The following is a 25308-nucleotide window of genomic DNA, read 5'->3' as shown; positions in this document are numbered from 1 at the left end:
GACGAAGCGGGCTACTCCTCGGAGCCCGCTTCGCGGCGCCGCCGGTACGAGCCCGGCGCGCCGCCCGTCCAGGCCTTGAAGGCCCGCTGGAACGCGGCGCTGTCCGCGAAGCCCAGCTCTTCCGCCAGCGCCGCGAGCGGCACGGTGCTGGTGTTGAGCCGCACGATGGCAAGGTCGCGCCGCAGCTGGTCCTTCAGCGACTGGAACGACGTGCCTTCGGTTGCCAGGTGCCGCTGCAGCGTGCTGACCGACATGTGCAGGCTGCTCGCGGCCGTCGCGAGGTCGGCCCATGCCGGCCGGTTCTGCTGCAGCACGGAGCGCACCCGCGCGCTCACCGCCTGCTCCGCCAGCCGGGGCAGTATCACGTTGGCCGGCGCTGCCGCGAGGAACACGTTCATGGCCTGCGTGTCGCGATGCACCGGCGTCCGCAGCGCGCCGGCGTCGAACCACACGGCCGTGCAGGGCTGGCCGAACTGCAGCGGCCCCGGGAACACCTTGGCGTAGCCGTCCGCATAGGGCGGCAGCTCGAAGCCGAAATCGAAGCGCCGCGCCGCCAGCCGGCCGCCATGCAGCCAGGCGAGCAGCCGCCAGTACACGCGCAGCATCAGCTCGTGCAGGAAGTTCTGCTGCACCGCAGCGCGATCGTTCAGCCGCAGGCCGAAGCCGGCCAGCGGCCCTTCGTGCAGCAGCACCAGCGTCAGGTCGTCCTGCAGCAGGCCGAAGGTATGGGCCACGCGGCGCAGCGCCACTTCGAAGTTGGGCGCGCCCAGGGTGGCGCGCGTCATCAGCGCGAAGCTGCCGCGCTTCAGGCGGCGCGAGAGGAAGCCCAGCGCCTCGTCGTCGAGCCGCTCCATCAGCAGCGCGAACAGCGCCACGTATTGCTCCGCAGTGACGCGCGCGCCCGGCGCGTCGAGCAGCGCGGGCGCGATGCCCGCGTCTTCCAGCGCCGCGTTCGCATCGACGGGCGCGGCCTGGCCCCGGGCACGGATGCCCGAGAGCATGCCCTGGACGAAGGCGATCGGAATGGTGACTGGCGGTTGCAGCATGGGCGCAGCGATCAGGCCCCAAGCATGCCACCGTGTCGATTGACGTTTTCTGCAATGCGATCGAAGCGAAAGGCAATCGCCGCGGCGCGGCCGGCTTACTACGATGCGGCCACACAAGAAAGAGACGGAGACACTCGCCATGTACCTGACCCAGTCCCTGCACCGCAGCGTGCAGCAGCATCCCGACAAGGAGGCCGTGCGCTTCGCCGGCCGCACCCGCAGCTTCCGCGAATACGCAGACCGGGTGGCACGCCTGGCGGGCGCCCTGCAGCGGCTGGGCATGCAGCCTGGCGACCGCGTGGCCATGCTGGCGCTCAATTCCGGGCGCTACCTCGAATACCAGATGGCCGTGCCGTGGGGCGGCGGCGTGCTCAACCCCTGCAACATCCGCTGGTCGGCCGCGGAGATCCTGTATTCGCTGGAAGACTCCGGCTCCACCATCCTGCTGGTGGACGAGACCTTCCGCGCGCTGGTCGAGCAGATGCGCGGCCAGGCCACCAGCCTGCGCGAGGTGATCTATTGCGGCGACGGCGCGCAACCCGCCGGCATGCACGGCTACGAGGCGCTGATCGACGCCGCCGCGCCGGTGCCCGATGCCGCGCGCCGCGACGAAGACCTGGCGGGCATCTTCTACACCGGCGGCACCACCGGCTTTCCCAAGGGCGTGATGCTGAGCCACGCCAACATCTGCGCCTCCGGCTTCGCGGCGCTCGGCGAAGGACTGGCGCCGCCCGGTTCGTGCTACCTGCACGCCGCGCCGATGTTCCACCTGGCCGACATGGGCCTGGCCACGCCGCACTGGTTCCAGGGCAGCACCCATGCCATCGTGCCGGCGTTCAGCCCGGAGGCCGTGCTCAACGCCATTGCTGCCGATCGCGTCACCCATGCGCTGCTGGTGCCGACGATGATCCAGATGCTGGTCGACCACCCTTCGATGCACGAGCCGCGCGACCTGAGCAGCCTGCGCTGCATCACCTACGGTGCCTCGCCGATCTCCGAGGCGGTGCTGAACCGCGCGATGGAGGCCTTTCCGGGCGTGGAGTTCGCGCAGGCCTACGGCATGACCGAGCTGTCGCCCATCGCCACCATCAATCCGCCTTGCAACCACACGGCCGAAGGGCGCAAGCGCGGCAAGCTGCGCTCGGCCGGGCGCGCGAGCTACTGCATGGAAGTGCGCATCGTCGATGCGGACGGCGCCGAAGTGCCGCGCGGCACCGTCGGCGAAGTGGCCGTGCGCGGCCCCAACGTGATGCAGGGCTACTGGAACAAGCCGGAGCAGACGGCCGCCGCGGTGCGCGACGGCTGGATGCACACCGGCGACGGCGCCTACATGGACGACGACGGCTACATCTTCGTGGTCGACCGGCTCAAGGACATGATCATCAGCGGCGGGGAGAACGTGTACTCGGCCGAGGTGGAGAACGCCATCAACCAGCATCCGGCCGTGGCGGCCTGCGCGGTCATCGGCATACCGAGCGAGGAGTGGGGCGAGGCCGTGCATGCGGCGCTGGTGCTCAAGCCGGGCCAGGGCATACGCCCGGAAGAGCTGATCGCCCATTGCAAGACGCTGATCGCCAGCTACAAGTGCCCGCGCAGCGTGGCCGTGCTCGAAGCGCTGCCGCTGTCGGGCGCGGGCAAGGTGCTCAAGACCAAGCTGCGCGAACCCTTCTGGCAGGGGCGCCAGCGCGGCGTGGCCTGAGCCCGGCCTTCTTCCATTCAATCCGTCAATTTCCAGGAGCCTCCCATGAGTCAGGACGTCCATGTAGCCGGGGTCGGCATGATCCCCTTCACCAAGCCCGGCGCGAACCAGCCCTACCCGCAGATGGCCAGCCACGCCGCCAATGCCGCCCTGAAAGACGCTGGCATCGGCTACGAACTGGTGCAGCAGGCCTACGTGGGCTACGTCTACGGCGACTCCACCGCCGGCCAGCGCGCGCTCTACGAGGTGGGCATGACCGGCATTCCGGTCGTCAACGTCAACAACAACTGTTCCACCGGGTCGACCGCGCTGTTCCTGGCGCGCCAGGCCGTGGCCAGCGGCGCCGCCGACTGCGTGCTGGCGTTGGGCTTCGAGCACATGAGCCCCGGCGCGCTGGGGGCGGTGTTCAACGACCGGCCCAGCCCCTTCGACCACTTCGAGAACATCACCGACGAGCTGGTCGGCAACGAGCAGGTGCCGCTCGCGCTGCGCTACTTCGGCGGCGCGGGCCTGGCGCACATGCAGCAGTACGGCACGCAGATGTCCACCTTCGCAAAGATCCGTGCCAAGGCCAGCCGCCATGCGTCGAACAATCCGGTGGCGCTGTTCCGAACGGTGGTCACCGAAGACGAGGTGATGGCCGCGCCCGTCATGTGGCCCGGCGTGATGACTCGGCTGATGGCCTGCCCGCCCACCTGCGGCGCGGCCGCGGCCATCGTGTGCTCGGCCCGCTTCGCCGAGCGCCACGGGCTGGACCGCAGCGTGCGCATCAAGGCGCAGGCCATGACCACCGACCGGCCCATCACCTTCGAGAGCCGCGACATGCGCGAGGTGGTCGGCTTCAGCATGGCGCAGGAAGCCGCACAGAAGGTGTACGACGCGGCCGGCGTCGGCCCGCAGGACGTCGACGTGGTCGAGCTGCACGACTGCTTCGCGCACAACGAACTCATCAGCTACGAGGCGCTGGGCCTGTGCCCGGTGGGCGGCGCCGAGAAATTCGTGCTCGACGGCGACAACACCTACGGCGGCAAGGTCGTCACCAATCCCTCGGGCGGGCTGCTGTCGAAAGGGCATCCGCTCGGGGCGACCGGGCTCGCGCAATGCACGGAGCTGGTCCAGCAGTTGCGCGGCACGGCGGACAAGCGGCAGGTGCAAGGCGCACGGCTGGCGCTGCAGCACAACCTCGGCCTGGGCGGCGCTTGCGTGGTCACGCTCTACGAGCGCGTTTGAAAGGCCTGGCGATGATCGACAGGAAATGGATCGGACACGAGCTGCCCGCATCGGTGCTGCCGATCGAGCGCACCCGCCTGCAGTTCTTCGCCAAGGCCATCGGCGAGACCGACCCCGTCTACACCGATGCCGCCGCCGCGCGCGATGCCGGCTACCCCGACCTGCCCGCGCCGCCGACCTTCCTTTTCGCGGCCGAACTGGACTCGGGTGCTTCCGACCGGTTGCTGGCCGACCTGGGGATTCCGCTGTCGAAGCTGCTGCATGGCGAGCAGGGCTTCAGCTACCACCGGCCGGCCTGCGTGGGCGACACGGTGACGGTGCGCTCCACCATCACCGACATCTACGACAAGAAGAACGGCGCGCTCGAATTCGTCATCAAGACCTCGCGCGCCACCAACCAGCGCGACGAACTGTTGGCCGAGCTGCGCACCGTGATCGTCTGCCGCCATTGATGAAGGAGCCCGCGCCCATGACCGCACCGACCTACGACGCCGTGAACATCGGCGACGAGCTGCCCGCGCTGCAACTGCCGCCGGTGACCCGCACCACGCTCGCGCTGTTCGCGGGCGCCTCGGGCGACCACAACCCGATTCACATCGACACCGACTTCGCGCGCAAGTCCGGCATGCCCGACGTGTTCGCCCAAGGCATGCTGGGCATGGCCTGCCTCGGCCGCTTGATCACGCAATGGGCGCCGCAATCGCAGCTGCGCCGCTTCGACGTGCGCTTCCAGGGCATCACGCACCTGGGGCACGCGGTGCGGTGCAGCGGGCGCGTGGTCGAGAAGCTGGAGCATGACGGCGAGCGCTGTGTGCGCGTCGAGGTGCTCAGCGCCAACCAGTACGGCCAGACGCGCATCGCGGGCGAGGCGCTCGTCGCGCTGCGCTGAGATCAACCGAAGAAGGATCAGAGACATGACACCCAAGCTCGGCGGCAAGGTCGCCCTCATCACGGGTTCGGGCCGCGGCATCGGCCGGGCCATCGCGCTCAAGCTGGCATCGGAAGGCGCGCGCATCGTCGTCAACGATCTCGACGAGGCCCCGGCGGAAGAGACCGTGCAGGCCATCCGTGCGACGGGCGGCGAGGCCGTGGCCTGCGTCGGCAGCGTGGCCGCGCCGGATTTTGCCGAGCGCTTCATCGGCATGGCGGTCAACGAATACAAGGGACTGGACGTCGTCGTCAACAATGCCGGCTACACCTGGGACAGCGTGGTGCAGAAGATGACCGACGAGCAGTGGTACGCCATGATCGACGTGCACCTGACGGCGCCGTTCCGCATCCTGCGCGCTGCGCAGCCGGTGATCCGCGCGCTGTCGAAGTCCGAGACGGAAGCGGGCCGGCGCGTGGTGCGCAAGGTGGTCAACATCTCGTCGGTGGCGGGCTTGTTCGGCAATGCGGGGCAGGCCAACTATTCGACGGCCAAGGCTGGCATCGTGGGCATGACGCAGACGCTGGCCAAGGAGTGGGGGCGCATGAACGTGACCGTCAATTGCGTGGCCTTCGGTTTCATCCAGACGCGGCTGACCGCGAGCACGGCCGAAGCGACGACTGCGAACATCGAGGGGCGCGAGATCAAGGTGGGCATCAACCCGGGGTTGCTGTCGATGATGGAGCAGTCGATTCCTCTGGGGCGCGGCGGTACGCCTGAAGAGGCTGCGGGGGCTGTGTATCTTCTTTGCGCGCCTGAGTCGGACTATGTGAGTGGGCAGACTCTGATGTGTACGGGGGGGCTTACGGGGATTTGATCTTTGCTGGTTTTTTTCGGGGTGCGCTCACGCCGGCGGGGTACCTTGCTCCGCGAATGTCCCCCGGCCTTCGGCCTCCTCCTTTATTTCGCTGCGCAAGGTACCCCGCCAGCGTGAGCGTTGAGCAGGGCGCTTGAACTGCCCGTGCGAGCAGAGTCCCCGGTGGCCTGTGCACTCACCCCGAACACAAGCAAACCAGACCTGGAGCAACAGAAATGAACACAGAAGAAGGCGTCGGCTGGGAAGTAGCAGACGACATAGCCCGCATCGTTCTCAAGCGCCCGGAGCGCGCGAACGCGATCGGCCTGAAAAGCAGCCGTGCTCTCGTGCATGCCATCGAAGACGTGCTGCAGCGCAAGCCGCGCGCGATCCTGCTGACCGGTGAAGGCCGTGTGTTCTGTGCCGGTGGCGACATCGAGGAGTTCGTGGCAGCTGGAGAGGGGCTGCCGAAATTGGTGGACGACATCCTCGAACCTTTGCACCCCGCGCTGCTGCGGCTCTCGACGAACCCGGCACCATTGGTTGTGGCGGTGAACGGGCCGGCAGGCGGCGCGGGCGTGGGGCTCGCCTTGTGCGGCGACTTCGTGCTCGCGGCCGAATCGATGAAGCTGCGAACCGGCTATGCGGCCATCGGGCTGTCGCCTGACGCCGGGGCTTCCTACTTTCTCTCGCGCCGCGTCGGGCCCGTTCGCGCGCAACAACTGCTGATGCTGAGCGACGCCGTCGACAGCCAGCGCTGCCTTGCGTGGGGCGCGGTCGATGCGGTGCACGCCGATGCTGAACTCGCCGCCGCCAGCGAGGCGCTCGTCGCCCGGCTGGCCCAGGGTGCGAGTGCGTCGTTTGCCGGCATCAAGGCCCTGTGCGCCGGCGCGCCCGGCCGGCCCTTTGAAGAACACCTGGCGATGGAGCGGAAGCTTCTGCGCGAGCGTGCCGGCAGCGCGGATGCGCGCGAAGGCGTGGCCGCATTCATGGCGAAGCGGGCGCCGCGCTTCATCGGACGCTGACAGCCAACGGCTAGGTGTCGCTCCACTTCCTCAGCAGGTTGTGATACGTGCCCACCAGCGTGCGGCGTGCCGATTCGTCGGCGCCGCTCTGGTTCAGCCGCTGGATCGCGTTGTCCATGTCGAACAGCAGTGCGCGGTCGCCGGCGTCGCGCACGAGGCTCTGCACCCAGAAGAAGCAGGCCACGCGCACGCCGCGCGTGATGGGCGTCACCTGGTGCAGGCTGGTGGCGGGGTAGAGCACCATGTCGCCGGCCGCGAGCTTCACGGTCTGCATGCCGTGCGTGTCTTCCATCTGCAGCTCGCCGCCGTCGTAGCTGTCGGCCTCCGACAGGAACAGCGTGGCCGACAGGTCGGTGCGCAGCTTGCGGCCGGTGCGCGGGTCGATGCGCACGCCGCCGTCCACGTGCAGGCCGAAGCGCATGCCTTCGCTGTAGCGGTTGAACATCGGCGGATACAGCAGGTTGGGCAGCGCCGCGCTGATGAACGTGGGATGGCGCTCGAGCGCGCTGGCGATGATCGACTGGCACTCGTGCGCCACCGCCGAGCCCTCGTCGATCTGCTGGTTGAACTTGACCGGCGCGCCCTGGTGGCCCGCCGTCACGCGGCCATCGACCCAGGCGTCGCCGGCCGCATCAAGGCGCGCGCGAACCGCGGCGAGCGCGTCGCGGTCGAGGACACCGGGGATGCAGACCAGCATGGCGTGGCTTCTTTCTTCAGTTGCAGGCTCAGAGGCGGTAGGTGAAGGTCAGCGTGGCGGCCCGGCCCGAGCCCGGCACCGCGCGTCCGCCGTCCGAGGGGATCAGCGCGTCGTAGTAGTGGCGGTTGGCCAGGTTGAACAGGTTCAGCCGGATGTCGTACTTGGGCTGATGGTAAGCCAGCATCGCATCGAGCCGGACGTAGCCGCCGACCTCCACCAGGTCGGTGTTGTTGGCGTAGCGCTTCGCGCTGTAGGTGGTGCCGCCGCCGACTTCCCATTCGGGCGTGATGGCGTAGGTGGCCCACAGGCTGGCCGCGTCTTTCGGCGTGTTGGCGGGCACCTTGCCGAGCGTGCCGGGGGCGATGCCGTCGACGATGGTCGCGTCCAGGTGCGTGTAGGCGCCGAACAGCTGCAGCTTGTCGGTCACGCGGCCGGCCACGCCGGCGCGCGCGCCGTTCACGCGGATCGTGCCGGTCGCGCTGTAGGTGCCGTCGTTGTTCTGCGCGCGGGCGTTGGTCTGCGTGATCTGGAACGCGGCGGCCGTGAGCGAGAGGTTGCCGTCGTTCAGGTCCCACTTGCCGCCGAGTTCGTAGGCCTTGTTCTTCTCGGGCGGCAGCGGCTGCGTGGCGCCCGTGGTGGCCACGAGCTGCTCGAGCGAGGGGTTGAACGACGTGCTGTAAGACACGTAGTACGACTGCTCGGGCGTGGGCTGCCAGATGGCGCCCGCACGCACGCTGGTGAAGTCGACCGTCTGGCTCTCGGAGGCCAGCGTGGTCGCGGTGGGAATGCTGTTGGAGATGCTGGCGCGGTAGTGGTCCTGGCGCACGCCGGCCACCAGCTTCCACTGCGGGCTGAGCTCGATCGTGTCGTTCACGTAGCCGGCCACCGTGGTGGCGCTGGCGTTGGCGAGGTTGCCGCGCAGGCTGGGCGCGGTGCTCGGCGTGTTGCCCTGGTAGGGCGCCAGCAGCGGCGAGCAGGCGGCATAGCCGCTGGTGCCGCCCGCCGGGTTCAATGCCACGCCGTTGCAGGTGCCGTTGCGGTAGTAGGCCTGGTTCTCGTAGGTGTCGTGGCCCAGCTCGAGGCCAACGAGCAGCGAATGCTTGACGGAGCCGGTATTGAACCTGGTGCTGAGCTCGGTCAGGTTGAACAGCGACTTGTCGTGGATCGTGCGGTCATGGCTCTGCTGGCGCACCCACAGCGTGCTCAGCGGCAGCGACGAGAAGGCGGCCGCCGGCACGGCGGTGGTGCCGGTGGAGAAGGGCGTGAACACGTTCTTCGACGACAGCGTGCCGATGGACTGCGGCGCGGTCTCGCGCGCGTCGGTGGTCACGTCGTTGTACTGCGTCTGGTTGCGGATCGACGTGTCGGCCGTGATCTTGTGCTGCACCAGGGCACCGAAGGCCTGGATGTCGGAGATCGTGCGGTCGTCGCTGAAGCCGTAGGCCTGGTCGCGGTCGACCTTGGCCGGATGGCCGTTGAGCGGCGGCACGCCGTAGTCGGGCTGGTCGCGGTTGTGCTGCACCAGCGCCGACAGCGTGACCTGCGTCGGCGTGTTGATGCCGAACTTGAGCGACGCGTCCAGGCCGAAGTCCTTCAGCTTGGTCTGCTCGCGCGTGCTGGCGTCGCCCTGCTGGCCCATGGCCGCGATGCGGAAGGCCGAGGTGTCGGACAGCGGGCGGTTGACGTCGACGGTCGAGCGCACCAGGCCCGTGGTGCTGGCAGACACCGACACTTCGCCCGCCGGCGTGAGCGACGGCTTCTTGGTCACCTGGTTGATGATGCCGCCGGTGGAACCGCGGCCGAACAGCATCGACGAGGGGCCCATGAGCACCTCGACCGATTCGAGCGCGAAGGTGTCGCGGTAGTACTGGGCGCGGTCGCGCGCGCCGTCCAGGTACAGGTCGGTGCGGGCCGAGAAGCCGTTGAGGTTGATGTTGGTGCCGATCTGCCCGCCCTCCGCGCCGCCGATGGTCAGGCCCGGCACGTTGCGCAGCGCGCTGGCCAGCGAAGTCGCGGCCTGCGACTGCATCACGGCCTGGTTGATCACGGTGACGGATTGCGGCGCATCGCGCAGGTCGGCCGGCAGGCGGCTGATGGTCGCGGGGTTGGCGCCGAAGCCGGTCCTGTCCTGCGCGCCCTGCACCTGGACTTCGCGCAGCGTGGTCGGCACCGATGTGCCCGGGGCAGGCGAACTCGCGGTGCTGCTCGGCGCCGCCGGTTGCGGGATCTGCTGCGCGAACGCGGCGGGCAGCGAGGAAACAAGGCCGACAAGTGCGAGCGCAACAGGCGTGCGGCGGCGTGTCGAAGACGAGAGACGATTCATTGCGAGCTTTCCGAAGGGTGCGCGGGCGACACGGCCCGGGCCGATGTGGCGCAAACAAAAGCACCACCGACGGAAATTCTTACCGCGAATGAATCTTATTTGAAGGAGTTGTTGGCAAGGTGTTTGGCGCGCGATACAGCCGGATTTCTTTACCTTGCAGGTCAGGTGCAAGACAGCTTTCTTTCGGCCGGCGGTGGGGCCGCCGGCGCCGCCGCTACTTCCAGGGCGTCGGCGGCGGGATCTCGCAGACCGGCTCGACGTCGATGCTCTTGAAGTCGGCCGGCGAGACGATTTCCAGGTACTCCATGTCGGGCGAGTAGTCGAACAGGAAGTGCCGGATGCCCGGGCGCTGGTGCACCACGTCGCCGGCCTCGACCAACGTTTCCTTGTCCTCGTACATGAAGCGGGCCCAGCCCTTGACCATGATCACGATCTGGAAGTCCGCTTCGTGGCGGTGCCAGCCGGTGCCCGTTTCCGGTGCCATGTTGGCCTTGACGAGGTGCGCGATCACCTTGCCGTTGGTGGCCTCGGCGATGCCCAGGTCGCGGTAGAGGAAGAAGTCGCGCAAGCCGCCCGAGACGAACTCGGTGTCACCGGGCTTGACGTGGGAGAACTGGGTGGCGGTACGGTCCAGCATGGGGCGCTCCTTCGCAGGGGGTGATGATGCTGCGCCGCAGCACGCATAAAGCGTTCCCGCCGAGCCCTGGCTCAGCGCGCCGCGAAGCCGTCGGTCGCGCGCACCAGCCGGTCGAGGATGCCGGGCTCCGAGTACGCATGCCCCGCGCCTTCGACCAGGTGGAATTCGGCCTGCGGCCATGCCTTGTGCAGCGCCCAGGCGAAGCGCGCGGGGCAGGGCATGTCGTAGCGGCCGTGCACGATCACGCCGGGAATGCCGTGCAGCCGGTGCGCATCGCGCAGCAACTGGCCTTCTTCGAGCCAGGCATCGTGCACGAAGTAGTGGTTCTCCAGCCGCGCGAAGGCCAGCGCGAAATGATCGCCAGCATGCGTTTCGGCGAGCGCGGTGCTCGGCAGCAGCGTGATGGTCTCGCCTTCCCACACGCTCCAGGCACGCGCCGCCTCCAGGCGCGCCGCCGCGTCGTCGCCGGTGAGCCGCTTGCGATAGGCCGCGATCATGTCGCCGCGCTCGGCCTCGGGAATGGGGGCCTGGAACTTCTCCCACTTGTCGGGGAACATCTCCGACACGCCGAACTGGTAGTACCAGTTCAGCTCGGCGCGGGTCACGGTGTAGATGCCGCGCAGCACCAGTTCGCTCACGCGCTCGGGGTGCTTCTGTGCATAGGCGAGGGCGAGCGTGGAGCCCCAGGAGCCGCCGAACACGAGCCAGCTGTCGACACCCGCGCGTTCGCGAAGGCGCTCGATGTCGGCCACCAGGTGCCAGGTGGTGTTGGCTTCCAGGCCGGCGTGCGGTTGCGAGAGGCCGCAGCCGCGCTGGTCGAACAGCATCAGGTCGTAGCGCGCGGGATCGAACAGCCGCCGATGGTCGGGCGAGATGCCGCCGCCGGGCCCGCCGTGCAGGAACACCGCCGGCTTGGCGCCGGGCGTGCCCACCCGCTCGTAGCGGATGCGGTGGCCGTCGCCCACATCGAGCATGCCGCTCTCGTAGGGTTCGATCGGGGGATACAGCTGGCGCAGGTCGGGCATCGATGGTTCTCCTTCGTCGGGTGCCGGTGTGTCGAAGGCGAGCATATCGCCCGGTACTTGGCCTGCGCGGCCTGCATGCCCGCCGCATGGCGACCCGTGCTGCTTGACCGGCCTCCGGGGCCTTCCAGATACTCAACCGCATGGTTGACTCAACCGCGGATTCCGCAAGCGCTGAAGCGGTGGTTCGGGCCGGACGAGATCGTCGCGGCGCACCAAGCCCGAAAGCTGGCTGACCCTGGCCGACCGAGAGCGCGCGCATTGCCGGAGCGTCGACGAGACCCCATACTGGCGACTCCCACGACGCGATCGATCACCGGAGCCTTCCATGAGCAATGAACTGCGCAAGAAGCTGCATGACCTGGCCGAACTCTGCGACAACGCCCCCGACCCGCAGACCCGGGCCATCATCGAGGCGATCCGGCTCCAGACGGCGGTGCTGAACGAGCGGCTGTTCTCCATCGAGCTGCAATTGGGCGCGCTCAGCAAGCGCATGGAAAACACGCCCGAAAGCACGACCGGCTGAGGAGGCGCCGCTTTGTAGGGATAATCCCAGCCATGAGCGGCAACACCTTCGGAACACTCTTCGCGGTCACCAATTTCGGCGAGTCGCATGGCCCGGCCATCGGCTGCGTCATCGACGGCTGCCCCCCGGGCATGGAACTCAGCGAGGCCGACATCCAGGCCGACCTGGACCGCCGCCGCCCCGGCACCAGCCGCCACGTCACACAGCGCAACGAGCCTGACGCAGTGCAGATCCTCTCGGGCGTCTACGAGGGCAAGACCACCGGCACGCCCATCGCGCTGCTGATCCAGAACACCGACCAGCGCAGCAAGGACTACGGGCAGATCGCCCAGCAGTTCCGCCCCGGCCACGCCGACTACACCTACTGGAAGAAGTACGGCATCCGCGACCCGCGCGGTGGCGGGCGCTCATCGGCCCGGCTGACCGCGCCCACCGTGGCCGCCGGCGCAGTCGCCAAGAAGTGGCTGGCCGAAAAGTACGGCATGGTCTTCCGCGGCTGCATGACGCAGATCGGCGAAATCGCCATCCCGTTCGAGAGCTGGGACCACGTGCCCGACAACCCCTTCTTCGCCCCCGTCGCCGACGTGAGCGCGCTGGAGGACTACATGGACCGCCTGCGCAAGGCCGGCGATTCTTGCGGCGCACGCATCCGCGTCACGGCCACCAAGGTGCCCGTGGGCCTGGGCGAGCCGCTGTACGACAAGCTCGACGCCGAAATCGCCTACGCGATGATGGGCCTCAATGCGGTGAAGGCGGTCGAGATCGGCGCCGGCTTCGACAGCGTCGTGCAGCGCGGCACCACGCACGGCGACTCCATCACGCCCACCGGTTTCCTGAGCAACAACGCAGGCGGCATCCTGGGTGGCATCAGCTCCGGGCAAGACCTGGAAGTGAGCATTGCCATCAAGCCCACCAGCTCGATCATCAGCCCGCGCCAGTCCATCGACATCCACAACAATCCGGTCGAGGTCGTCACCAAGGGCCGCCACGACCCGTGCGTGGGCATCCGCGCGACGCCCATCGCCGAGTCGCTGCTGGCGCTGGTGGTAATGGAGCACGTGCTGCGCAACCGTGCGCAGTGCGGCGACGTGGAACTGCAGCAGCAGAACGCGGCCGAGAAGACCGAAGCCTCTTCGCCCAAGGCGTCCTTCCTCTAGTGTCCGCGCCGGCGTCCGTGGCCGCCGGGCGCGGCCATCTGCTGGCGTTCGCTGGCCTGTCGGCCAGCTATTTCGCGCACATCGGTTTCTTCAATCCCTACCTGCCGCTGTGGCTCAAGGACCTGGGGCTGCCGATCTTCACCATCAGCCTGCTGGCCTCGGTGCAGTCGATCACCCGGGTCTTCGCGCCCTATGCCTGGGGTGCGCTGAGCGACCACACCGGGCAGCGCGTGAAGCTGCTTCGCTTCAGCGCGGCGGTGGCGCTGGCCAGCTCTTTCGGGCTCTGGTGGCACGGCGGTGCCTGGTGGCTCGCGCTGGTGCTGCTCGTGATGTTCACGCACACCAGCTCAATGATGTCGCTCACCGAGGCCGCAATGGCACAGCTCGTGGCGGGCGACTGGGGCCGCTACGGGCGCATCCGGCTGTGCGGCTCGGCCGGCTTCCTGGTCACCGTGTTCTTCGCCGGCGAGTGGTTCGAGCGCTTCGGCATGAAGCACTTTCCGGCATGGGCCGCCGGCACGCTGGCCATCGTGCTGATCGCCACGATGAAGCTGCCCGACCTGCGCGAGCCGCCCGCCGCGCACGACGCCGTCAAGGTGCCCATCGGCCCGGTGCTGCGCAACCCCGCGGTGCGGTGGTTCTTCGCGGCGCTGTTCTTCCAGGTGATGTCGCATTTCTCGGTGTACGCGTTCCTTTCGCTCTACCTCGACTCCATCGGCTACAGCAAGAGCACCATCGGCCTGCTGTGGGCGCTGTCGGTGGTGGCGGAGATCGTGTGGTTCTTCCTGCAGGGCCGGCTGATCGGCCTGCTGCCGATGCCGCGCTGGATGCTGGTGTGCGGCATTGCCGCCGTCGCGCGGCTGGGCCTTACCGCCGGGCTGGGCGGCTTCGTCGCGGCGCTGATCGTGGCGCAGTGGCTGCATGCGCTGAGCTTTGCGGCGCATCACACGACCTGCATCGCGGTGGTGTCGCGCCGCTTTCCCGGCCAGCTGCGCGGGCGCGGACAGGCGCTGTTCACGGTGATCGGCTATGGCTTCGGCGGCGTGCTGGGCGTGCTGCTCGGCGGCGCGGTCGCGCAGGCCTTCGGCTATCGCACGATGTTCACCGCAGCGGCCGCGCTGGCGGTGCTCGGCAGTTTGTGTGCCTGGCGCGTGGTGACGCTGGAGCGGGTGGAGCGCGCGGGCCGGGTGTGAGCTGACCGCGCTGGAAAGTGTCATGGGCCTTACATGCCCGCGTCACTGCAGATTTCTACGCTGCGCGCTTCGTCATCTTTTCTCCCAATTTCCCATGTCCGCTTCCGATGAATCGCGCGGTGCGCGCGCACCGCGCATCCTTCCGCCTGTCGAGTCGAATTCCCAAGAACAGAACAATGCCAGCAGCACTCCGCCGCGCCGCCAGGTGCTCAAGCTCGGCGCGTCGCTTCTGACCGTCGGCGGCAGCGGCGCCTTGCTCGCGGCCTGTGGTGGCGGCGGTGGCGGGGCACCTGTTCTCGGTCCGCTGCCCGCGCCTGCTCCAGCGCCGGCTCCCGCGTCGGCACCGCCGCCACCGGCTGCCGCAGCCAAGATATCCAGCTTCGCGCTCGCCGTGATGCCCGACACGCAGTTCTACGCGCGCTACGCCACCGCGGCCGAGAGCGACCAATACGACAAGCGCTTTGGCAGCGCTCCCTTCGCCGCACAGACGAAATGGATCGCCGCCAATGCGAAGGCCCTGAACATTCCATTCACCGTCCATCTTGGCGACGTGGTCGACCAGGTCGGAAAGCCCGATCAGTGGAAGGTGGCCGATGCCGCCATGAAGGTGCTCGAAGACGCAAAGCTGCCCTACAGCGTGCTGGCCGGCAACCACGACGTGCTCAGAGACATCGACTACAGCATCGACCCCGTGAGCGGCACCGACGCCAACCGCACTCCCGCCAACGAGCCCTACATCCAGTGGTTCGGCGCCGAGCGCGCGAAGAAGCAGGCCACCTTCGGCGCGCGCGACCCGAGCGGCTTCCACGAATACCACGTGTTCGAGGCGCAAGGCCAGAAGTTCATGGTGCTGTCTTTGTCATGGCGCATCTCCGACGCAGGCATTGCCTGGGCCCGCCAGATGATCGCGAAGAACCCGACGCTGCCTGTGATCCTGGTCAACCACCAACTGCTCAACATCGCACCTGACGGCACCAGCCCGCTTGAAACCGACTACGGCAAGATGCTGTGGGAAAAGCTCATCCGCGACAACGACCAGATCTTCATGACGCTCAACGGCCACCACCACGGTGCCGCGCATCTCACCAAGATCAACAACTTCGGCCGCAAGGTCGAGGAGATGGTGGTCGACTACCAGATGGCCTACCAGGGCGGCAATGGCCTGATGCGTCTCTACGAGTTCGACCTGACGAACAAGAAGATCAAGGTGCTGTCGTTCTCGCCCTGGGTGCCGCAGAAGCCCGCAGCTACGTTGAATGCCTTCGACCAGGCGGTGCTCACCACGCCCAACGAGGCCTTCGAGATCGACATGGATTTCGCACAACGCTTCGGCGGGTTCAACAAGAGCTTCGGCACAGGCAGCGCCACCGTCGACGGTTCCCTGGTCGACAAGGCTCGGGCGATGATTCTTGCCAACTACAAGGAACCTGCCACCGTGGCGCAGCGACCCGCTGCGAACTCGGAGGACTATCCGAAAGTGGCGAACACGCTGGCGCACTGGCGCTTCTTTGGCGGCACCGTCAACCAGCCGGTGCTGCCGGGTACCGTGGTGCCCGACGTCACGGGCAACAACCCGCTGCATCGCGATGCGCTCAACCAGGGCGGCGTAGTGGGAGCCGCGGACGGCGACATCGTCTGGACGGAAGACCGGCACTACCTGTCGGCTGCGCCAGGGTCGGTGCGATTCCTCAACACCAACAAGAACACCCCAAGGCTCAGTTACTTTCTGACCGACGCGGCGGCGCCGATCAATGCCCAGACGCTGGACAACGGATACACCATCGAGGCGTTCATCAAGATCGACAAGAGCTGGACCAGCAACAACCAGGCGTGGATGAACATCATGACGCGCGACGGCCGCCGCGGCGATCTGCCGGGCTTCACGGCGGGCGATGGCGAGTCGCCCCCGATGCTGTTCGCCATATCGAGCCTGCGCGAAGTGCAATGGGAAGTCGTGCCGAGCCCGAGCGCGCCTCCCGACCCCAAGACCAACTGGTCTGGCGAGGTGATCGCAGACCGCTGGGTGCACATCGCGATCGTGAACGATCCGGTGTCCCACGACACCACGATGTACGTGGAAGGAGCGCCGGTGCTGCGCAATGCGACCGCGGCGCGGGGGCTGGCGACGTTGTCGGCCACCTCTGCGTGGGTCGTGGGCGGTGGTTCGTGGGATGGAGCCCGCGCCGATGGCTTCTTCGGGAACATCGGCGAAGTGCGCGTGGTGGCTTCGGCCCTCGCATCTTCGCAGTGGCTCACGGCACGCAAGCCGGGCTGAGCCGAAATGCGGCGCCGTGCGTAGGGCTCCGGTCCTTGCGCATGGCGCTGTTGGCCGTGATGCGGGTGGAGAGGGCGATGCTCGTCAGCCGCCGTTGAAACCATTTATTTACCTGCATCCCGTTATTCGCATTCTTTTCGAATTCTTCGAAGAACAATTTCCCGGTTTTATGAATTGAAGACTTTTCAATTGCCTCTCCCCGCTGGCTCCGCAATTAAAATAAGGGCAAATCGTGCAAGGGGAGGTGTATTTGATGTTCAATTTGTTAACGATATTCTTATTAGGCGAATTGCAGTTAGGCGATTCGGCTTATAGCCTCTACGCGGCGCCGAAATGAGCAGCCGCCGCGTCACCATCCAGATTCCAGCCGGCGATGCATTGCAGTTCCACCAACTGGTGGGACGCGAGGCATTGAGCCAGCTCTATGCGTTCGACGTTGACCTGTTCGCCACCAGCAACGCGGTCGATGCCAAGTTGCTCCTGGGCAAGCCCGCGACAGTGGTCGTGGAAACCGAAGGCGGCGTGCGCCATCTCGGCGGCATCGCCACCCGCTTCGGCCTGCAGCAGGAAGACGCCCGCCATTCGTTCTACCGGCTGCGCCTGCGTCCGTGGCTGTGGCTGGCCACGCGGCGCAGCGACTTCCGGATCTTCCAGGCCAAGAGCGTGCCCGACATCATCGGAGAGGTCCTGGGGTCTTACGGCTACCCCGTGGAGCAGAAGCTCGCGCGCGGAGACTACCGGCGCTGGGACTACTGCGTGCAGTACCACGAGAGCGACTTCGACTTCGTCTCGCGGCTGTGCGAGCTCGAAGGTATCTACTACTACTTCAGGCACGAGGCCGCGCAGCATGTGCTGGTGTTCGCAGACGACATCGCCGGATCGCACGGCCCGCTACCGGGCGGCGAAGAAGTTCGCTACCACCCGCTGGAAAAGTCGGGCATGGGCCAGCGCGAGCGCATCTACGCGTGGGAGATCGCCGAGGAAGTGCGCTCCGGCCACCACTACAACGACGACTACGACTTCGAGAAGCCCAAGGCCGAGTTGTCCCACCTGCGGCAGATGCCGCCCGGGCACGACCACGACAGCTACGAGAACTACGAATGGCCCGGCGGCTTCACGCAGCACGGAGACGGCGAAACCTACGCCCGCATCCGCAATGAAGAGCAACTGAGCCAGCGCAACCGCGTGACCGGACGCGCCAACCTGCGCGAGCTGGCCACCGGCCACACGCTGCGCCTCACCGGCCATCCGCGCGCCGACCAGAACCGCCAATACCTGCTGTTGAGCGTGAGCTACCACCTGCGGGAGAACCTCCAGGCGAGCGAGGGCGCCGAGGGTGCCGAGGGCTCGGTGCAACTGTTCGCGTTCGACGCGCAGCCCACCAGCTACCCCTGGCGCCCCGTGCGCACCACAACCAAGCCGCGTACGCGCGGCCCGCAGACCGCGATGGTGGTGGGCCCGGCGGGCGAGGAGATCTGGACCGACAAGTACGGGCGCATCAAGGTGCAGTTCCACTGGGACCGCCTCGGCCAGGAGAACGAGCATTCGAGCTGCTGGGTGCGCGTGTCCACCGCGTGGGCGGGCGCCACTTTCGGCATGACCAGCGTGCCGCGCGTCGGCATGGAGGTCATCGTCGACTTCCTCAACGGCGACCCCGACTACCCGATCGTCACCGGCTGCGTGCACAACGCCGACACCATGCCCTCGTGGGAACTGCCGGGGCAGAAGCACCTGTCGGGCATCAGGAGCCGCGAGCTCGGAGGCGGGCGCGGCAACCATCTCGTGCTGGACGACACGCAGGGCAAGATCCAGGCGCAGCTGCGAAGCGACCACCAGGCCAGCCAGCTGAGCGTGGGGCACATCGGGCGCATCGAGGACACCGCGGGGCGCAAGGAGCCGCGAGGGCAGGGGTTCGAACTGCGGACCGACGGGCATGGGGTGTTGCGCTCGGGCAAGGGGCTGCTGGTCACCACCGAGGCGCGCCCGAATGCCCAGGCACATTCCACCGACATGAGCGAGACGGTGGGCCGCCTCACGCAGGCGCGCGATCTGCACGAGGGCCTGAGCGGCGTTGCGCAGGGCGCTCAGGCTCATGAAACCGGCGACCAGGACGAAGTCACCGCGAGCCTCAAGGAGCAGAACGACGCCATCAAGGGACAGGGCGGCAACCGCGAGCAGGGCGAATTCCCCGAGTTCCAGGAAGCGCACATGACCCTGGCCAGCGCGAAGGGCCTGCAGACCGTGGCGCAGGGCTCGACCCACATCGTGAGCAACGAGCACACCGCGCTCACCAGCGGCGGCCACACGAGCGTGAGCGCGGGCAAGAGCCTGCTGGTGAGCGTGCAGAGCGCGATCCGCATGTTCGCTTCCAAGGCCGGCATGCGGCTCGTGGCGGCCGGCGCCGACATCGACATCAAGGCGCTGAAGGACAGCGTCAACGTGCTGGCCAAGCTCAACATCACGCAGACGGCCAACAAGATCACCATCCACGCGAAGGAAGAAGTGGTCATCAACGGCGGCTCCAGCTACAGCCGGTGGAGCTCCGGCGGGATCGAGCACGGCACGGCCGGCACATGGCGCGAGCATGCCGCCGTCCACAGCCTCGTGGGGCCGGCCAACGACGGCAAGCCCGCGCTGCCCAATCCGCCGCCGCTGCCCAAGGGGCAGCTCGACCTCTATCACCAGTACATCAAGCCGACCGGCGAAAAGCGCCAGGGCGTGGCGCAAGGCGACTTCACGGTGGTCGATTCGGAAGGCGGCACGCACGCGGGCACCTTCGACCGCAACGGCTTCGCGACCGTGTCGGGCCTGCCCATCGGCACCGCCAAGGTCACGTTCGGCAAGGATCCGCGCGACCCGTGGGACGAAGGCAGCTACTACGGAACGCCCGAGGACTGGAAGGCGAAAGGGGCGACCGGCGCGGCCGCAGGCGGAGCGGGCGGAGGCGTATCAGGCATTTCGGGCATCTCCGGCCTCGTGGGCAACGCCGCCGGACTGGCTGGCTCTGCAGGCGGTGCCGCAGGCGCCCTCGCAGGCGTGGCCGGCATGGGCAGCAAAGCGGCGAGCGCGCTGAACCAGGTCACGCAAGCGGCCGGTGTCGCGCAGCAGGCCGTGGGCGCGGCGCAGGCGCTCCAGCAAGGCGGTGCCAAGGCGCTGCTCGGCCAGGCGAGCCAGGCGGCGACCGGCATGGCGATCCAGGCGGCGGGCGCCAAGCTCGGCCCGATGGGCGTGCCGATCACCGGCGTGATGAGCGGCGTTGCTTCCGGCGGAATCAAGCCGCCGGGCATCGCCACGGCAGCTGCGAACCCTGCCTCCACCGGCAGAACGCCGGGCTTCGCAGGCTGACCCTGCCCGGCCGCCCGCGGGGCCATCCAACCTGAAACTAGAGCGCGAGAGAAAAAGAAAAATGGCAGAACAGGAAGCGGCATCGAAGCCGCAGGCAACCGAGCGCGAACCCCAGACGGCGGTGGCGCCGCTGAACACGATCGTGAAGGAAGACGTCGCGGCTGCGAGCAAGGCGGTGGACGACTGGCTGCGTTCGTTCAGCGGCGGCTACGTGACGCTGGAGCGCCTGACGATGGTGCTGGGCAGCATCCCGATCGTCGGCAACATCATGGCGCTGGTGGATGTGTTCCTGGACATCATCAACATCGTCGAGAAAAAGGCCAAGGACAGCGTCGATGCGTTCCTGAACTGGGTGAGCCTGGGCATCAACCTGATCGGGCTGATTCCGATACCGCCGAGCATGGCGGCCGCGCGCATGAGCCTGCGGCCCACGCTGCACCTGGTGAAGCAGGAGCTGAAGACGGCGGCCTCCAACCTTGGCGAGGCCATCGTCACCACGCTGGTGGGGCACCTGAACGCCACCATCATGGGCGAGCTGGACAAGTTCATCGACGGTGCGATCGCCAAGCTCGACGGCATCCTCAAGAGCTGCGCGGACCTGGCCGACAAGATCATCGACAACCTGGTGGACGTGATGCGCCGGGTGCTGGGCCAGAAGGACCTGTTCGCGGTGGGCACGCCCGCGTCGCCGGAGACCAAGGTACACGACCCGAAGACGCAGAGCACGTGGAGCCGGATGTGGGGCACGGCGGTGCGTTACACCAAGCAGTCGGCGAACTACGTGGCGAAGGCGGCGGCGAGCCAGTTGCCCGATGGCGTCGCGAGCAGGGTCAACGGTGTGATCGGGCAGATGCTGGACTTCAAGCAGCAGCTGCGTGGGCAGCTCTCGAGGCTGGCGGACAAGGAGTCTCAGGCCAGCATCATGTGGCTGCTGCACAAGCTGCGGGATGCACTGCTGAAGAGGAAAGGCCAGCGCGCGGCGATCGTGGCTCCGCAGGCGGGAGCTGTGGCGCAGAAGGACAAGCCCGGTGACCAGCTGGGGCATATCGGCAAGCAGGCGCCAGCGAACGGACGAGGGTGCGCTCTCAAGAATCGCCCGGCGCCAGCGCGCAAAGGCGGCTCCATCAGTCTCTCGATGGGTGATGAAAGCTTCACCCACACAGACTTCGTGCTCGCAGCACCGCTGCCGATCGAATGGGCGCGCACCTACGCCAGCGACCTCGATGCCTTCGACCGGGGCAGCTTGGGCGCTCGCTGGATCACCCCCTACAGCATGCGCGTGGACATCACCACGCCCGCGCGAGGCGCACGCCAGGGCCAGCGCAGCCTGCTCCACCACGCCGCAGATGGCCGCAGCCATGCGTATCCGGTGCTGGCCGCGGGCCAGAGCTACTTCGACGCGATCGAGGAAGTCCGCGTCTCGCGCCTGGGCGAGAGCCTGCTGGTGCTGGACTTCGGCAAGCCCTTGCCCGAGGGCGAGCAGAGCGAGTGGCGCGAGATCTACGAGTACGTCGACGGCAAGCAGCCCCACTTCCGCCTTGTCGCCCAGCAGGCGAAGGACGGCATGTCCATCGGCCTGCGCTACGACCACGTCATTGCAGAGACGGGCGAGCGCGTGCTCAGCGACATCATCAGCAAGCACGGCGAAGCCGTCATGGCGCACGTGGGCACGAAGCCCGATGCGCAGACCGGGCTCATCCAGTCGCTGTGGGAGTTGAAGGACGGCCAGGTCGTGCGGCAATTGGCTGCGTATACGCACGATGCGCAGCGCGACCTCGTCGCCGCGCAGGACGAGGACGGCGCGAGCTGGCGCTACACCTACAGCCACCACCTCGTGACCCGCTACACCGACCGCACCGGCCGGGGCATGAACCTCGAGTACGACGGCACCGGCCCCGACGCCAAGGCCGTGCGCGAGTGGTCCGACGACGGCAGCTTCGCGCTGAAGCTGGAGTGGGACAGGAACATCCGGCTGACCTACGTGACCGATGCGCTGGGCGGGGAGACCTGGCACTACTACGACATCCAGGGCTACACCTACCGCATCATCCATCCGGACGGGCTGCAGGAGTGGTTCTTCCGCGATGACGCGAAGAACGTCACGCGCCATGTGCATACCGACGGCACGACCGACGATTACACCTACGACCCCGACGGCAACCTGCAGACGCACACGCGCGCGGACGGCAGCCGGGTGCACTACGAGTACGACAGCCTGCATCGCCTGACGGGCATCCGCGATGCGGAAGGCGGCGTGTGGAAGCGCGACTACGACGCGCAGGGCCATCTCACCGAAGAGATCGATCCGCTGGGGCACAAGACCGAGTACGCCTACGACAAGGCCGGCAGGCCCGTGCGCATCACCGATGCGAAGGGCGGCGTGAAGCTGATGAGCTACACGCCTCGCGGCCGGCTCGCGAGCCTCACGGATTGCTCGGGCAAGACCAGCCGCTGGACATACGACGATCGCGGCCGGCTCACCACGGCGGTCGATCCTGCGGGCAACGTCACGCGTCACCTCTACAGCCGCCCGGAACAAGACGCGGTGCCGCATGCCCAAGGCAGCGTGCCGGGCCTGCTCCACGAGATCGTCCTGCCCGACGGAACGCGCGAGCAGACACTGCACGACCCCGAGGGACGCATGCTCGCGCATGTCGACGGGCTCGGACGCCGCACGCGCTACAGCTATGGCCGCGCAGGCCTGATCGCGGGCCGTACGGATGCCGAGGGGCATTCGCTCAAGTACCAGTGGGACTTGCTGGGCCGTCTCGTCGAATTGCGCAACGAGAATGGCAGCCGCCACAGCCTGCGCTACGACCTCGTGGGCCGGTTGCTGGAGAAGATCGACTTCGCTCAGCGGACCACGCAGTACCGTTACGAAGAAGGCACCGGCCGGCTCGTCGAGGTTCAAGCGGGCGGGCGGGTGGTGCAGCTGCAGGCCGATGCACTGGGCAGGATGACCGAGCGGGCCGTCGGCAGCCAGGTCGAGCGCTTCGCCTTCGACCGCAACGGGCGCATGGTCGAAGCATCGAACGACGACGCGCGCCTGCAGTGGTTCTACGACCCGGCCGGCAACCTGACGCGTGAGCACCAGCACGATCTGCAGGCCGGACGCACGGCGATATGGCAGCACCGCTACGACGCGCTCAACCAGCGCGTCGCCACGATCCGCCCCGACGGCCACACGACCCAGTGGCTCACCTACGGTTCGGGCCACGTGCACGGCCTGTTGCTGGACGGACACGACATCGTCGGCTTCGAGCGCGACGACCTGCATCGCGAAGTGCTGCGCGAGCAGCGCAACGGCCTGACCCAGAAGCTGCGTTACGACAACGCAGGCAGGCGGCTGGAGCAGCAGGTCGTGCCGGGCCAGGCGAGCGCACCCGGCGCGCTGCAACTGCAGCGCACCTACGGCTACGACAAGGCGGGGCAGCTGGTGGCGATCGGCGACAGCCATCACGGCAACCTCGATTACCGCTACGACCCGGTCGGCCGCCTGGTCGAGGCCAACAGCCGTTTCGGACGGGAGACCTTCGCCTTCGATCCTGCGGGCAACATCGTCGAGCCCGACGGCACGTCCGGAGGAAGCCGGGCTCCCATCGTTCCCTTGCTCGACAACCTGCTCGAGGCTTATGCCGGCGTCCGCTATCGCTACGACGAGCACGGCAACGTGGTCGAGCGCGTGTGCAACGGCCGCTCGACCACCTTCGCATGGGACGGTTTCGGGCGGCTGAGCTCCGCCACGGACGAAGACGGCACCCAGACCTCGTTCGCCTACGACCCGATGGGCCGCCGCATCTCGAAGCGCTCGCGAGACAGCATCACCCGGTTCGGCTGGGATGGCGACACGCTCGCCTTCGAAAGCACGCGGAGCCTTGCCGCAGAGCAGGAAGACAACGGACGCGGCTGGAGCGTGCATTACATCCACGAGCCGCGCTCCTTCGCGCCGCTGATTCAACTGCGCCAGGCGCATGCGATCGTGCCGGGCAGGACGCCCGACGTGCGGGAGCTCATGGCCGCCAACGGCGGTGCCTACGACATCGAGCAAGACCCGCTGTGGAACGGCGAACTCCAGCTGGGACAACGCAGCTTCGAGGCGGACGAGATCGCCTTCTACCAGTGCGACCATCTCGGCACGCCTCGGGACCTGACCGACCACGAAGGTCACGTCGGCTGGTCGGCCCAGTACAGGGCCTGGGGCGAGGCGCGCGAAGTCATCAGCGAAGCGGGGCGACGTGCCGGCCTATCCAACCCCATCCGTTTCCAGGGACAGTACTTCGATGCCGAGACGGGGCTGCACTACAACCGCTACCGCTACTACGATCCGGCGAGCGGCCGGTATGTCTCGCCCGACCCGCTGGGGCTTGCGGGCGGCCTCAACCTGTACGCATACGTCGGCGGCAACCCCGTTCGCGGCATCGACCCGCTGGGGCTGGTCGACATCAACCTGTTCCCGCACAACGAGGCGATCCGCCAGTCGGCCGACAACATCCCAAGCCCGCCCGGCACGTTCACGGTCGGCTCCCATGGCAACCCGAGCATCATGACCGACACCGCGCTCAGGGGCGTCACCCCTGCGCAGATGGCAGAGCGGATCAAGGCGCACCCGTCTTACACAGAAGGCCAGAAGGTGCAGCTGATGTCGTGCGAGACCGGCAAGGGCACCGACCCCTACGCCCAGAAGCTGGCCAACGAGCTCAATGCGCCTGTCGTGGCGCCCGACAAGCTCCTGTGGATCTGGCCCCACGGTGCCTACAAGCCTGCCGGCCAGAAGGCCGACGGCACCATGGACACCGCCGATCCCGGCGTCTGGCATACCTTCAACCCCAAGTCATGAAGAACATCGATCTCAGGTTCGGCGCGAAGCTGGCAGTGCTGCTTCCTCTTCTTCTGAACCTTCCAGTCTCTTACGCAACGGAGAACCAAGCCATGGACAAGCCCGACGCCGCACCAGCCTCTTCCTCATCGCCCATCTCGGGCGCGCGGTCCTTCGCATTGACGGACGCGCAACGAGCCGAACTGGTCACGAAGGCCGAGGCCGGCGACGCCGAAGCCGCGTTTCGTCTCTCGCTGTACTACACCTTCGCGTCTTCCGACGACGTTCAGCGCACCCGCTGGCTGACGGTAGCGGCCAAGGCCGGGCACGTCGTGGCGCAGCACAACCTGGCCTACGACCTCTACATGAGCGGCAAGGACCTCGCCGAGGCCGCGCACTGGGCGGCGGAGTCGGCGAAGAACGGCAATGCGGAGGCGGGCGACCTGCTCAAGGAAATCGAAGCGGCACGCGCGAAGGCCCGGGGCTCGCGTCCGTGAGTTCGGTCTTGCCGCTGTTTGAAATCGAATCGCCGGGGCGGCTGGTGCTCAACACTCCAATCGTGATGGCATTGGCGAACGCTTTCGGGCTGTTCG

The 25308-nt window shown here is 67.5% G+C and carries 18 protein-coding genes; 13 read left to right on the top strand and 5 right to left on the bottom strand.

All coding sequences use genetic code 11. From position 1 onward, the window contains the following. Positions 1–11: 11 nt before the first annotated feature. On the bottom strand, positions 12–1046 hold the full coding sequence (locus tag WIX39_RS21430; RefSeq protein WP_409195787.1) for an AraC family transcriptional regulator: 1035 nt from the start codon (positions 1044–1046) through the stop codon (positions 12–14). A 139-nt stretch (positions 1047–1185) separates the two neighbouring features. On the opposite strand from WIX39_RS21430, the gene WIX39_RS21425 reads away from it, so the two are divergent. From WIX39_RS21425 to WIX39_RS21400, 6 genes are all read left to right on the top strand, one after another. After that, positions 1186–2745, top strand: a complete 1560-nt coding sequence (locus tag WIX39_RS21425) for an acyl-CoA synthetase (protein WP_409195786.1) — start codon at positions 1186–1188, stop codon at positions 2743–2745. 45 nt (positions 2746–2790) lie between these two features. Continuing rightward, positions 2791–3975, top strand: coding sequence for a lipid-transfer protein (locus tag WIX39_RS21420; RefSeq protein WP_409195785.1), 1185 nt, complete (start codon positions 2791–2793; stop codon positions 3973–3975). Positions 3976–3986: 11 nt separating this feature from the next. Continuing rightward, a complete protein-coding gene (locus WIX39_RS21415; protein WP_409195784.1) occupies positions 3987–4427 on the top strand; it encodes a MaoC family dehydratase N-terminal domain-containing protein in 441 nt (146 codons plus the stop codon). A 17-nt stretch (positions 4428–4444) separates the two neighbouring features. After that, complete coding sequence (locus WIX39_RS21410; protein WP_106937400.1) at positions 4445–4864, top strand: MaoC family dehydratase; 420 nt, start codon at positions 4445–4447, stop codon at positions 4862–4864. Between the two features lie 25 nt (positions 4865–4889). Then, a complete protein-coding gene (locus WIX39_RS21405; RefSeq protein ID WP_106934012.1) occupies positions 4890–5720 on the top strand; it encodes an SDR family NAD(P)-dependent oxidoreductase in 831 nt (276 codons plus the stop codon). Between the two features lie 215 nt (positions 5721–5935). Further along, positions 5936–6724, top strand: coding sequence for an enoyl-CoA hydratase/isomerase family protein (locus WIX39_RS21400; RefSeq protein WP_106934013.1), 789 nt, complete (start codon positions 5936–5938; stop codon positions 6722–6724). A 10-nt stretch (positions 6725–6734) separates the two neighbouring features. On the opposite strand, the gene WIX39_RS21395 is transcribed toward WIX39_RS21400, so the two are convergent. From WIX39_RS21395 to pip, 4 genes are all read right to left on the bottom strand, one after another. Further along, complete coding sequence (locus WIX39_RS21395; RefSeq protein ID WP_081267018.1) at positions 6735–7421, bottom strand: Fe2+-dependent dioxygenase; 687 nt, start codon at positions 7419–7421, stop codon at positions 6735–6737. 28 nt (positions 7422–7449) lie between these two features. After that, a complete protein-coding gene (locus WIX39_RS21390) occupies positions 7450–9744 on the bottom strand; it encodes a TonB-dependent receptor (protein ID WP_409195783.1) in 2295 nt (764 codons plus the stop codon). A gap of 214 nt (positions 9745–9958) precedes the next feature. Further along, positions 9959–10381, bottom strand: coding sequence for a cupin domain-containing protein (locus WIX39_RS21385; RefSeq protein WP_081267020.1), 423 nt, complete (start codon positions 10379–10381; stop codon positions 9959–9961). A gap of 71 nt (positions 10382–10452) precedes the next feature. Further along, positions 10453–11406 (bottom strand): prolyl aminopeptidase, encoded by a 954-nt coding sequence (pip, locus tag WIX39_RS21380; RefSeq protein ID WP_106934015.1) that lies wholly within the window; start codon positions 11404–11406, stop codon positions 10453–10455. Positions 11407–11731: 325 nt separating this feature from the next. Here pip and WIX39_RS21375 point away from each other — a divergent pair, with 325 nt between their 5' ends. From WIX39_RS21375 to WIX39_RS21345, 7 genes are all read left to right on the top strand, one after another. Next, a complete protein-coding gene (locus tag WIX39_RS21375) occupies positions 11732–11929 on the top strand; it encodes a hypothetical protein (protein WP_081267022.1) in 198 nt (65 codons plus the stop codon). A gap of 32 nt (positions 11930–11961) precedes the next feature. Next, positions 11962–13086 (top strand): chorismate synthase, encoded by a 1125-nt coding sequence (gene aroC, locus WIX39_RS21370; RefSeq protein ID WP_106934016.1) that lies wholly within the window; start codon positions 11962–11964, stop codon positions 13084–13086. Next, positions 13086–14279 carry an MFS transporter gene (locus tag WIX39_RS21365; protein WP_234382485.1) on the top strand — a complete coding sequence of 398 codons (1194 nt, stop codon included), beginning with the start codon at positions 13086–13088 and terminating at the stop codon, positions 14277–14279. The genes aroC and WIX39_RS21365 overlap by 1 nt, the downstream gene beginning before the upstream one ends. 94 nt (positions 14280–14373) lie before the next feature. Then, entirely contained in the window at positions 14374–16554 is a 2181-nt protein-coding gene (locus WIX39_RS21360) for a LamG-like jellyroll fold domain-containing protein (RefSeq protein ID WP_106934017.1), read from the top strand. A gap of 333 nt (positions 16555–16887) precedes the next feature. Next, entirely contained in the window at positions 16888–19899 is a 3012-nt protein-coding gene (locus tag WIX39_RS21355; protein ID WP_106934018.1) for a type VI secretion system Vgr family protein, read from the top strand. Between the two features lie 61 nt (positions 19900–19960). Then, on the top strand, positions 19961–24736 hold the full coding sequence (locus tag WIX39_RS21350; RefSeq protein WP_106934019.1) for an RHS repeat-associated core domain-containing protein: 4776 nt from the start codon (positions 19961–19963) through the stop codon (positions 24734–24736). Between the two features lie 92 nt (positions 24737–24828). Beyond that, positions 24829–25212: a hypothetical protein gene (locus WIX39_RS21345; RefSeq protein WP_159053581.1), complete on the top strand. Its 384-nt coding sequence runs from the start codon at positions 24829–24831 to the stop codon at positions 25210–25212. Positions 25213–25308 lie beyond the last annotated feature (96 nt).

Source organism: Variovorax sp. AB1(2024) (assembly GCF_037482385.2).
In the GTDB taxonomy this organism is placed as follows: Bacteria; Pseudomonadota; Gammaproteobacteria; order Burkholderiales; family Burkholderiaceae_C; genus Variovorax.
The sequence above is the reverse complement of the archived record's forward strand: the minus strand, read 5'-3'. Positions and strand labels throughout refer to the sequence as shown.